The organism is Plantactinospora sp. CA-294935 (genome assembly GCF_050936445.1).
In the GTDB taxonomy this organism is placed as follows: domain Bacteria; phylum Actinomycetota; class Actinomycetes; order Mycobacteriales; family Micromonosporaceae; genus Plantactinospora.
Genome location: NZ_JBNJMU010000001.1, coordinates 2,440,548 through 2,451,789, shown reverse-complemented (window position 1 = coordinate 2,451,789; position 11,242 = coordinate 2,440,548). Strand labels below are relative to the sequence as shown.

At 72.5% G+C, this 11,242-nt stretch carries 9 protein-coding genes; 5 read left to right on the top strand and 4 right to left on the bottom strand.

All coding sequences use genetic code 11. The annotated features are described in order from the left end of the window. Nucleotides 1–14: 14 nt before the first annotated feature. The 4 genes from ACQEVC_RS10995 to ACQEVC_RS10980 all read right to left on the bottom strand — a co-directional run bounded on the left by ACQEVC_RS10995 (nt 15) and on the right by ACQEVC_RS10980 (nt 5,089). Nucleotides 15–974 (bottom strand): SCO2522 family protein, encoded by a 960-nt coding sequence (locus ACQEVC_RS10995; protein ID WP_432875918.1) that lies wholly within the window; start codon nt 972–974, stop codon nt 15–17. After that, nucleotides 974–1,891, bottom strand: a complete 918-nt coding sequence (locus tag ACQEVC_RS10990) for an SCO2523 family variant P-loop protein (protein WP_318402143.1) — start codon at nt 1,889–1,891, stop codon at nt 974–976. The genes ACQEVC_RS10995 and ACQEVC_RS10990 overlap by 1 nt, the downstream gene beginning before the upstream one ends. A gap of 1 nt (nt 1,892) precedes the next feature. Beyond that, nucleotides 1,893–3,725, bottom strand: a complete 1,833-nt coding sequence (locus ACQEVC_RS10985; RefSeq protein ID WP_432875913.1) for an SCO2524 family protein — start codon at nt 3,723–3,725, stop codon at nt 1,893–1,895. 344 nt (nt 3,726–4,069) lie between these two features. Beyond that, the gene (locus ACQEVC_RS10980) at nt 4,070–5,089 is read right to left on the bottom strand and encodes an AAA family ATPase (protein WP_432875910.1); all 1,020 of its coding nucleotides are present in this window, start codon (nt 5,087–5,089) and stop codon (nt 4,070–4,072) included. 63 nt (nt 5,090–5,152) lie between these two features. Here ACQEVC_RS10980 and ACQEVC_RS10975 point away from each other — a divergent pair, with 63 nt between their 5' ends. The 5 genes from ACQEVC_RS10975 to ACQEVC_RS10955 all read left to right on the top strand — a co-directional run bounded on the left by ACQEVC_RS10975 (nt 5,153) and on the right by ACQEVC_RS10955 (nt 11,131). Further along, entirely contained in the window at nt 5,153–5,872 is a 720-nt protein-coding gene (locus tag ACQEVC_RS10975) for a PP2C family protein-serine/threonine phosphatase (RefSeq protein ID WP_432875907.1), read from the top strand. Nucleotides 5,873–6,008: 136 nt separating this feature from the next. Further along, nucleotides 6,009–7,385, top strand: a complete 1,377-nt coding sequence (locus ACQEVC_RS10970) for a PQQ-binding-like beta-propeller repeat protein (protein ID WP_432875905.1) — start codon at nt 6,009–6,011, stop codon at nt 7,383–7,385. 64 nt (nt 7,386–7,449) lie between these two features. Then, a complete protein-coding gene (locus ACQEVC_RS10965) occupies nt 7,450–8,013 on the top strand; it encodes a 2Fe-2S iron-sulfur cluster-binding protein (protein ID WP_432875902.1) in 564 nt (187 codons plus the stop codon). Then, nucleotides 8,010–9,032, top strand: a complete 1,023-nt coding sequence (locus ACQEVC_RS10960) for an FAD binding domain-containing protein (RefSeq protein ID WP_432875900.1) — start codon at nt 8,010–8,012, stop codon at nt 9,030–9,032. The genes ACQEVC_RS10965 and ACQEVC_RS10960 overlap by 4 nt, the downstream gene beginning before the upstream one ends. After that, nucleotides 9,029–11,131 carry a xanthine dehydrogenase family protein molybdopterin-binding subunit gene (locus tag ACQEVC_RS10955; protein WP_432875898.1) on the top strand — a complete coding sequence of 701 codons (2,103 nt, stop codon included), beginning with the start codon at nt 9,029–9,031 and terminating at the stop codon, nt 11,129–11,131. The genes ACQEVC_RS10960 and ACQEVC_RS10955 overlap by 4 nt, the downstream gene beginning before the upstream one ends. Nucleotides 11,132–11,242: the final 111 nt, after the last annotated feature.

The following is an 11,242-nucleotide window of genomic DNA, read 5'->3' as shown; positions in this document are numbered from 1 at the left end:
AGGTGGAAAAAGGTTCAGTCGCCGACGAAGACGTACTCCGTCCGCTCGACCAGGTCCTTGGGCAGGTCGATGTGCTCGTTGCGGCTGCGGGTCTGTATCTGGTCCAGCACCGCCGGGCTGATCGAGACCTGGCTCAGGATCGTCCGGACGGCGTGCTCGATCGGCAGGAAGCGCGAGCCGAGCACGGAGAAGGTCCGGTACGCGCTGAACGGCGCGGCGTGCGGGTTGAGCTTGACCACCGCCGGCATCTCGTCCCAGTCGTCCGGCCAGTCGTCGAGCTGGTAGGGATTGGTCACGCCCTCGCCCTCGTGCCGGAGCAGGCCCAGCCGCATGAGCTGCCAGACGGCCGCCAGGAACGGGCAGGACCAGCGCCGCTGGCCGTTCTCCTCGTAGTCCCACAGCTCGACGTCCATGAAGATGGAGTGCCGGTTCGCCGCGTTCTGCACCGGCGGCTGCCAGGACCGGCCGGCACTCATCGCCTGCGCCGGGCCGGAGACCGGCGACCGCTTGCCGTTGCAGAGCCAGCCGGTCTCCGAGGTCGGCGGGCGGTCCCCGGTGGTCTCCGGGACCGGATCGGAGACGAGCTGGGTGAGCACCAGCTCGGCGAGCGGGATGTCGTCGGCCTGGGCGCAGCCGGCCTCCCGGGCGAAGTAGTCGATCACCAGCCCGGTGTCCTGCGCCGCCTCGCGTACCTGCTCCATGACCACCCGGGGCGTGCTGAACCGGGTGAAGTAGTCGTCGATCAGGAAACAGGTGCTGATCCGGGGTCGGCCGCTCGGCAGCCGGTCGGCGCAGGCCTGCCGGGCCGCCGCCGCCCAGGGCGCGACCCGGGCGAAGTGCCGGCGGAGCTGGTCGATACCGCCGGCGAACTCCTCGATGTAGAGGTGGCCCAGCTCGACGGAGAGGTGCGAGAGCGGAACGGACTCGACGCTGCGTCTGGCCGCCGTCTCCTCGAAGGTCACATCCGGTCTCATCACAGCATCTCCCAGGCCGCGTCGTCGACGATGAGTTTTGCCAGAGCCGAGAAGGCCTCCACGGTCTCCAGATTTGCGATCTTGCGCGCGTACACGTCGTTGTCGGAGATGAGCTGCTCGCGCCATTGCAGCACCGGGTCGAGCGGCACGGAGCCGATCAGCATCGTCCGGCCGACCCGGTTGTTGCTGGCCAGCTCCAGCAGGTCCTGGTTGCACTCCCGGAGCCAGGCCACCTGCGCCGGCCGCAGCCCCTCCAGCTCGGGCGAGTCCGGGTCGACCACGGCGGTACGCACGAACCGGAGCCGGTTGATCAGGTCCTCGTAGTCGTGTCCGGCCCGGGTGCCGGCGTCCAGGATGCCCCGGGTGCCGTAGACCAGCCCCGAGGCGGCGAGGACGTGCTGCCGGGTCCAGCGGTGGAAGACCAGCCAGCGCGACCGTACCGACTTCAGCTCCGGCATGGCGGTGGCGGCCAGCACCATCTGGGTGGCGTACGACCGGCCGGCGCTCAGATCGACGAGGCTGAGGTCGAACTCCTCCTCCAGCCGCAGGAAGAGCCGGGCACAGCGCTCGATCCGCTCCCGGGTGGCCGGGAACTCCCCGCCGCCGCTGTCGCCGGGCAGCAGCACCAGCCGGCCCGCACCGGGCGGCCGGTTGCGCAGGCTGGGCCGGTCGGACTCGGTCCACACCTCGATCCGTTGCGGCTCGGCCAGGGCGCCGTCCAGATAGTCGTGCAGCCCACCGCGGGTGGTGCCGTGCACGGCGGAGTCGATGTTGAAGATCGCGCCGGCCGTCGGCGACCCGAAGTCGAAGTCGAGATAGCAGACGTCGCTGCCCTGCAACGCGCTCCGGTAGAGCATGTTGCTGCTGGTGACCGAGCGCCCGGTGCCGCCCTTGTCGGAGGCCGCGAAGATCAACATTTCAGCCAGCCTCCGCGACGTCGCGCCGGGCCGCGTTCAACTCGTCCAACCGGCGCAGTACCGAGCTGGTCAGCGCCGCCGCCGTGCCGGGCCGCTCGTGCACGATCTCCCGGGCCCGCCGCAGGTTGACCCGGACCACCTGGAGGGTCTGCTGCATCTTCGGACCCGCCTCCGCCGCGCCGGCCAGCAGCTCCACGTCGTAGAGGTGCTCGGCCTCGTTGAGCAGGTCCAGCGCGTGCATGGTGAGCCGGTCGCTGCGCAGCGGCGGCCGGCGCAGCACGCGCACGGTGGTGACCAGCGACTGCACCACCCGTTCGGTGTAATACCACGAGGGCTCGTCGTGGTATTCGTCGAACTGCTGGAACACCCGGGCCGGCTGGTCCCACAGGCTGCGGCCGGCGCCGCGTTCGAGGCGCCGGAGCACCAGATGGTCCCAGACCCGATCGGCCAGTTCCAGCATCCTGGCCCGCTGGTCGGCATCGCTGAGCAGGCCGGCGATGTACGCGGTGCGCTGCAACAGCAGCGCGGAGAACTCGGTCACCGCCCAGCGCAGCGTCGGCCCGCCGAGCTTGTCGCTGTTCTGCAGGGTCAGCCGTACGCCGGGAGAGTGCAGCGTGAGCGCCGGGTCCTGGTCGAACGGCCGGCGGGTGATCCGCGCTCGGTTGGCCAACTCCTCCAGCACCGCACCGACCCGGCTGAGATCGGCGTCGGCGCCGCGCTCGACCACCAGACCCTTGACCGCCAGTGAGGTCACCAGCAGGGTGTAGTAGTCGGTGGCGTCCCGGTCGGTGGTCCGCCAGGGGATGTCCTCCAGCGGCCAGCGATGGCCGTCGCCGAAGGTGGCGACAGTGGCCCAGTAGCCCCGGGTCAGGTCCCACCGCAGTTGCAGCGCCCGGGACAGCCGCTGCTGTTCCTCGTTGAGCAGGCCGAGGATCCGGGTCCGCTCGGTGAAGAGTTCCTCGATCGCGTCGATCGCGATGACGGTGAAGTAGAGGTAGGGCTCCTCGGGCGCCACACCCGACGGCTGCTGGCCGACCGGCTCGGTCGTCTCGACCTCCGGCGCGTCCCGGACGATTCCCCAGGACCAGCCGCACTCGAAGAGCCGGTTCGGACTGTCCAGGTCGGCCACCTGGCCGGAACCGATCATGACCTCGCGGAAACTCGCGATGGTCTGCCGCAGCCGGCGGCGCAACTGCGCCACGATCTGCCGCTGCGGCAGGTTGCTCTGGTTGAGGGTACGGACGAGCGCCTGGCCCTCGTCGGAGTCGACGTCGAAGACGTTCACCGCGAAACTGCGCAGCAGACCCACCATGGCGGCGGTCAGCCGGGCGCTCGCCATGTTCTCCAGCTCGTCGATCTCCCGGAGGATCTCCTCGCGGCGTACCGCGGTGCGGAAGACCCGGGCGAAACCGATGGCGGACAGGGAGAGTGTGATCGACATGGCGAACGAGTCGACGATGTCGAGGTCGAGTTGCTGCTCGGACGGCTCGCCGCCGTCGGTCTGGAAATATGTCCGGCCGGAGAAGACCGGCGTCCCCGATTTGTCGGTGTAGCGCTGGTAATACTCGGTGAGCACCTGGATCAGCACCCGGGGAATCTGGGTGGCGGTGCCGAGCGGGCGCAGCGCCCTGATCATTTCCTCGGCGGTCTCGTCCGGACGGTCCAGTCCGAAGTCCGCCTGGGTGGCCGGCAGCAGGATGCAGAGCAACTGCTCGGCGTCACTGATCGAATTCGGCCCGTCTCGCCCGCCCCACTGCCACTTTCCGTCCTGCCAGCTCGACCGGACGGTGGCCGCCCAGATCTCCAGTAGCTCCTGACGGGGCTGGATCCTCATCTATCGTGCACCACCATCCGCGAAAAACACCGGCTAGGTCGAGCGGCACTCATGTTGTGCGTCGGGAAGACCTCGCGGCTCCCGCACGTGCCTCGATGATAGAGACGTGACCGACCGGCTGCGGTAGCCCCGGCTCCACGACCGGGCATGAATCAAAGGAAGACGCTGGTCAACGCCGCACTGGTCGGCCTCTCCACAGTGGTGCCACGTTTCACCGCGGCCACCCCCTTCGCATCTCGGGCCTATCCATCAATGATGGCGTACGCGTCAAGGCGGGCGGAACACTCCGGCGAGCCGTCCACCAGGAACGTCGTCCGGCGAACCGGGGCGCCGCGCGGGTCGGCTCAGCCGTTCCGGGCCGGGTCGGTGAGCTGCTGGCGTACCGCCCAGAGCGCCGCCTCGGTACGCGACGCCGAGCCGGTCTTGCGGAGCAGATTGGAGACGTGCACGGTGACCGTCCGTACCGAGATGCCGAGCGACCGGGCCACCTGCTTGTTGGACATGCCGGCGGCCAGACAGGACAGCACCTCGATCTCCCGGCCGGTCAGCTCGGCGGTCGGCGCCGGTGGCGGCTCGACGAGCAACCGCAGGTTGACCGGCTCGGCGACGAGTTCCTCGGGTCGCCGCCCCCGCTCCGCGACCAGCAGTTCCACCAACCGGTACGGGTTGCCGCCGGTACGCCGCCACAGCGCCTCGACGACGGCCGGCGGCACGGGCAGTCCGGGATAGACCTGACCGAGCACGGCGGCCACGTCCGGCCGGCCCAGCGGACCGAGATGCTGCCGGATCGCACCCGGTGCCCCGGAGAGCCGGGCCAGGGTGGCCGCGACCAGTCGGGGCGACACCGCCTCCTCCGGTGGCCGGCTGCCCACCAGCAGCAGGGCCGGGAGATCCGGTGCGGCGGCCATCTCGCCGACCAGGTTGAGGCTGGCCGGGTCGAGCGCGTGCAGATCCTCCACCACCAGTACCGTCGGACCGGCACCGACCAGGGCCCGTACGGTGCGTACCGCGAGGCGTAACAGAGCGTCCGGGGCGTACCGCTCCCGGGGCGCGTTCGGGTGCTGGGCCAGCCAGGCCAGCGCGTCGGGTGGCAACGGCAGCTCGGTGGTGTCCCGACCGCTGAGCGCGGCGGCGAGCCAGTCGTACGGGGCCGGGGTGTGCACCCGGGCGGTACCGGTGAGGATGGTCACCGGTCGGGGCGAGAGACCGTCGAGGGCGGCGCTGATCAGCAGGCTCTTGCCCACCCCGGCGGCGCCGGTGACCACCACGCAGCCGGCCCGGGGGCGGCCACCGGCGACCGTGGCCCAGGCGGCGGCAAACTCGGCCAGTTCGCCGGCACGCCCGACCATGGAGACCGGCATCATGCATCAACCCTACGCAGTACTGCGTAGTGACTTTGCCGTGGATCTCGGGGCAAGCTGCACGGTATGACCTTTGTCCTGCGCAGCCTGGCCGTCAGCGACCCTGGCCTGGTCCGGCCGAACAACGAGGACGTGGCGTTCGCCGGGAGCCGCCTGATCGCCGTCGCCGACGGCATGGGTGGAGCGCCGGCCGGCGAGGTGGCCAGCGAGATCGCGATCAGCAGCCTGGCCCCGGTGGAGCGGTCCGCGCCCGACGCGGAACCGGTGACGGCCCTGCAGGACGCGATCGGTGCGGCCAACGCCCGGATCCGTGCGGTGACCGACGCCGACCAGGCCACCGAGGGGATGGGCACCACGGTCACCGCGATGCTGCTCGCCGGCCGCCGGCTCGCGGTCGCGCACATCGGCGACTCCCGCGGCTATCTGCTGCGGGCCGGCAGGCTGGCGCAGCTCACCAGGGACGACACCTACGTACAGGCGCTCGTCGACCAGGGCGGGCTGACTCCGGAGGAGGCGCGGCGGCATCCGCAGCGGTCCCTGGTCACCCGGGTGGTGCAGGGCGGCAACCTGGAGCCGGCCACGGTCGCGCTGATCGCCCAGCCGGACGACCGACTGCTGCTGTGCAGCGACGGCCTCTCCGACGTGGTCGACGACGACGCCATCGCCGCGACGTTGGCCGGCTTCCCCGACCGCGAGGAGTGCGCGCGACAGTTGGTCAAGCTCGCCCACCAGGCGGGTGCCCCGGACAACGTGACGCTGGTGGTGGCGGACGTGACCGCCGGGTGAACCTCTTTCGACCTCCCCTCGCGGCCGATCGCGGCCAGGGGTGGAAGTCGGGGGGCCCGTACCGCACCGTTCAGGTTGAATAATTGCCCCATCACGTGGCCGGCGGCGACCGGCCCGGGCGGGAGGGGGCGGCGCGGTGGCCGTGATCGACCTCGGCGAGGAGCGGTACGACGCGCCAGCCGCCCCGGTCCCGCCCCGCCGGGTACGCCGGCGGCGGCTCCGGACGACCGCGCTTGCGCTGGCCGGTGCGCTGGTGCTCGGCGCGGGCGGTGCGGCAGCACCCATGGCGCCGCTGCTGACCGAGCTGTACCGGGCGCCGCTGGACGCCGGCGGCGACTTCACGCTGACCGGTGACCGGCTCTTCGTCACCGAGCCGCTCGGCGGCGGCGCACACCGGGTCGGCGCGTACGACCTGGTGCGGGGGCGGCGGCTCTGGAGCGGCACGTACCGGATCGAGCAGCAGGTGGGGCTCTATCCGCACGGCGGGCTGCTGATGGTGGTGGAGGAGGGTCGGCAGCAGAACCGCCCCTTCCAGACCCTCGTCCTGGACGCCGACACCGGGCAGACGCGCCTGTCGGTGCAGTCCCATCTGACCGTGCTGCCCGAGGAGCGGGTCGCGCTGGTCGTCGAGGAGGTCTTCCCAGCGGGCTCGCGGGTCGATCCGGACAACCCGCCGCCGGTGACCACCCCGATCTACCACGCGTCCGGGGGTAGCGGCATGTACACGGCGCCGTCGCTCGGGGAGACCGGCCGGGTGATCGACCTCGACACCGGCCGGGACCTGTGGACCTCGCCGCTGGTCGCCGGAATCGCCACCGTGCCGGCCGCCACCGGGCGGCCCACCGCCCTGCTGGCCGGGCACTGGGACGGCCGGCTCGAGCTGCGGGACCTTCGCACCGGAGCGGTCCGGCAGCGGATCGACCCGGCGGCCAGCCCGCCCCGGTACGCGGAGGTCACCGGCGACTCGCTGCTGGTGCGGTTCGAGTCGCACGTCGCCGTCTATTCGGCAGATCTCCGGCAGCGTCGATGGATCCGGGCCATGCCGGCGGACCAGGGGTCCGTCAACGTGTGCGGACCGATGCTGTGCCTGGACCGCCACGACCCGGTGGCCGTCGAGGGGCTCGATCCACTCACCGGCGACACCGTGTGGCGGTTCACCGATCAGGTGTGGCTGACCCCGCACGGCGTCCACCTCGTGGAGTACGGCCTGGACGGCACCATCCGCCGGGCGGTGGACCCGCGCACCGGGCGTACCGTGCTGGACCTCACCGGATGGACCGAGGCCAACGGCTTTTCCTCGACCGATCCGCTGCTGCTGCTGCGCCGGACCCGCAGCGGCCTCCGCACCTGGCTGGGCCTGCTCGATCCGGAGGGTACGGCGGTCCGCCCGCTGGACCCGCTGCCCTTCGCGCTCTCCTCCTGCCAGGTGACGACCGGCGCGTTCGCCTGCCGCACCCAGGTCGGCGACGTACGGGTCTGGCGGTTCCCGCCGCAGCCGACTCCGGCGGAGTGAGCGGCGGCCACCGGAAGCGCCGGATTGGTCCCGCGCCGGCAGGTCCGCTCGGTAATCTCGACATATGGTGCAAACCAGTCCGGGTACCGACCTTCCCGAGCCGCCGCACCGGTCGCCGGTACGGCTCTCCGTCAACGGCAGGCCGCACCAACTCGACCTCGACAACCGGACCACCCTGCTCGACACGCTCCGCGAACACCTGGGGCTGATCGGCGCGAAGAAGGGCTGCGACCACGGCCAGTGCGGCTCCTGCACAGTGCTGCTCGACGGCCGGCGGGTGAAGAGCTGCCTGGTCTTCGCCGTCGCCGCGGACGGCGCCGACGTGGTCAGCGTGGAGGGACTGGCCGAGGACGGGCAACTGCACCCGTTGCAGAGCTGCTTCGTCCAGCACGACGCCTTCCAGTGCGGCTACTGCACCTCCGGCCAGCTCTGCTCCGCCCTCGGCATGCTCGACGAGGTACGCCGGGGCTGGCCGAGCGAGGTCACCGCCGACCTGGCCGCCGGCCCGGACGGACTCACCGACCCGGAGATCCGGGAACGGATGAGCGGCAACATCTGCCGCTGCGCGGCGTACCCGCACATCGTCTCGGCGATCCGGGAGGCCGCGGCGGCCGAGGGCGTCCGATGAGGAGCTTCCGGTACGAGCGGAGCATCGACCCGGGCCGGGCGGTGGCCCTGGTGGCCGGCGAGCCGGACGCGGCCTACCTCGGCGGGGGCACCAACCTGGTCGACCTGATGAAGCTGGGGGTGGCCCGGCCCGGACTGCTGGTCGACGTCACCCGGCTGCCGCTGGGCTCGGTCGAGTCGCTGCCGGACGGCGGGCTCCGGATCGGCGCCACGGTCCGCAACAGCGACCTGGCCGCGCACCCGACGGTTCGGCGGGAGTTCCCGATGCTGGCCCGGGCGCTGCTGGCCGGGGCGAGCGGACAGCTACGCAACATGGCGACCGTCGGCGGCAACCTGCTGCAGCGCACCCGCTGCTACTACTTCCAGGACGTCAGCCGGCCGTGCAACAAGCGCGAGCCCGGAGCCGGCTGCTCGGCACTGGAGGGACAGAACCGGGAACTCGCCATCCTCGGCTGGTCACCGCAGTGCGTCGCCACCCACCCCTCGGACATGGCGGTCGCGCTGGTCGCCCTCGACGCCGTGGTGGAGGTGCTGGAGCCGGGCGGCGCCCGGGACATCCCGCTGGCCGAGTTCCACCGGCTGCCCGGCGAGCGGCCGGACCAGGAGACCACCCTGGCCCCTGGCGGGCTGGTCACGGCGGTACGGATCCCGGCGCTGCCGTTCGCGCGCCGCTCGGCGTACCGGAAGGCACGGGACCGGGCCTCGTTCGCCTTCGCCGCCGGCTCGGTCGCGGCCGCGATCGACCTGGACGGGAGGCTGGTCCGGGACGTCCGGCTGGGCTGGGGCGCGGTCGCGCACCGGCCCTGGCGGCCCCGGCTGGCCGAGGCGGCGCTGCGCGGGCAGCCGGCGACCGAGGAGACCTTCCGGCTCGCCGCCGAGGAGGAACTTGCCGCTGCCCGGCCGCTGGCGCACAACGCCTTCAAGGTGCCGCTGATCCGCAACCTGACCGTGCGGACCCTGATGGAGCTGGTCGAGCAACCGGCGGACCCGGCGAGCGGGTCCGCCGAGGTGTACCGGTGAGCGCGCCGACCGCCGCCGTCGGCCGGGCGCACCCCCGGCTGGAGGGCCGGGAGAAGGTCACCGGCACCGCCCGGTACGCGGTGGAGCACCCGGCGAACGGGCTGGCGTACGGCTGGGCGGTGCAGTCCAGCGTGGCGAAGGGGCGGATCATCCGGATCGACATCACGGCGGCGATGCGCGAGCCGGGGATGCTGGCGGTGCTGACCCACGAGACGGCGCCCCGGCTGAACCCGGCGCAGAGCCCGGAACTGCTGCTGCTCCAGCAGCCCCGGGTGCGCTACCGGGGGGAGATCGTGGCGCTGGTGGTGGCCGAGTCGCTGGAGGCGGCCCGGGAGGGTGCCCAACTGGTCCGGATCGACTACGACACCGAGCCGCACAGCAGCGTACTGACCGAGCGGCATCCGAGCCTCTACAAGCCGGAGCACGTCAACCCGGCGTACCCCACCGACACCTGCGTGGGCGACTTCGACAGCGGCTACGAGGCGGCCGAGGTGCGGCTCGACCAGACGTACCGGACGCCGGCGTACCACAACAACCCGATGGAGCCGCACGCCGCGACGGCGTCCTGGGCCGACGGCCGGCTGCTGGTGCACGACTCCAGCCAGGGCAGCAGGGACGTCCAGGCCGCCCTCGGCCGACTCTTCGAGCTGCCCGCCGGGACGATCCGGGTCGCCGCCGAGCACGTCGGCGGCGGCTTCGGCGGCAAGGGCTCGCCCCGGTGCACGCCGGTGCTGGCCGCGATGGCCGCCCGGCAGGTCGGCCGGCCGGTGCGGCTGGCGCTGACCCGGCAGCAGATCTTCGGCCCGGTCGGCTACCGCACCCCGGTCATCCAGCGGATCCGGCTCGGTGCCGACGCCGACGGCCGGCTCGCGGCGATCTGCCACGACGCGATCAGCCAGAGTTCCACCATCGAGGAGTTCGCCGAGCAGACCGCCGTACTCACCCGGGCGCTCTACGCGGCACCGCACCGCCGGACGACGCACCGGCTGGCCCGGCTGGACGTGCCGACGCCGTCCTGGATGCGCGCCCCCGGCGAGTGCCCGGGATCGTTCGCGCTGGAGTGTGCGATGGACGAGCTGGCGGTGGCCTGCGGAGTCGACCCGGTCGAGCTGCGGCTGCGCAACGACACCGAGGTCGATCCGGAGGAGGGTCTCCCGTTCAGCAGCCGCAACCTGGCGGCCTGCCTGCGGGACGGGGCCCGGCGGTTCGGCTGGGCGGACCGCGATCCCGCTGCGGGCGTACGCCGGCAGGGCCGGTGGCTGGTCGGCACCGGCATGGCCAGCGCGATCTATCCGGCCCGGACCCCGGGCGCGTCCGCCGAGGCGGCGGCCGGCCCGGACGGGACGTACCAGGTGCGGATCAACGCCACCGACATCGGTACCGGCGCCCGGACCGCGCTGTGGCAGATCGCCGTGGACGCCCTCGGGGTGCCCGGCGACCGGGTCGCGATCAGCATCGGTGACAGTGACCTTCCCCCGGCGTACGTCGCCGGCGGCTCGACCGGCACCGCCGGCTGGGGCCTGGCGGTGGACCGGGCCTGCCGGAGCCTGCGCCGGCAGCTCGACGAGCGGTACGGCGGCAGTGCCCCGCCCGACGGCCTCTCGGTACGGGTCCACACCGCCGAGGAGACCGCCGCACTCCCCCGCGCCCCCCGGTACTCCTTCGGCGCGCACTTCGTCGAGGCCCGGGTGAACGTCGACTCCGGCGAGATCCGGGTCCCCCGGATGCTCGGGGTCTTCGCCGTCGGCCGGGTGGTGAACCCCACCACCGCCCGGTCCCAGTTGATCGGCGGGATGACCATGGGGATCTCCATGGCGCTGCACGAGGAGGGGCTACTCGACCAGCGGTTCGGTGACTGGGTGAACCGGGACCTCGCCACCTACCACGTCACCGCCTGCGCGGACGTGGAGCGGATCGAGGCGTACTGGGTGCCGGACGAGGACCGGGGGAACCCGCTCGGCATCAAGGGGCTGGGCGAGATCGGCATCGTCGGCTCGGCGGCGGCCGTCGCCAACGCGGTCCACCACGCGACCGGGCTGCGGCTGCGTACTCTGCCGATCCAGCTCGACAAGCTGGTGGACCGGCTGCCCCTCGGCTGACGACAGCGCCGGCGAGCAACGGCGGCCCCGGGCAGGGGCCCGGCCAGACCCCGGGCGGACGGCTCCGACCAGCCCAGGGCGGGCGGGCAGCAGCTCCGGTCGGACCCGACT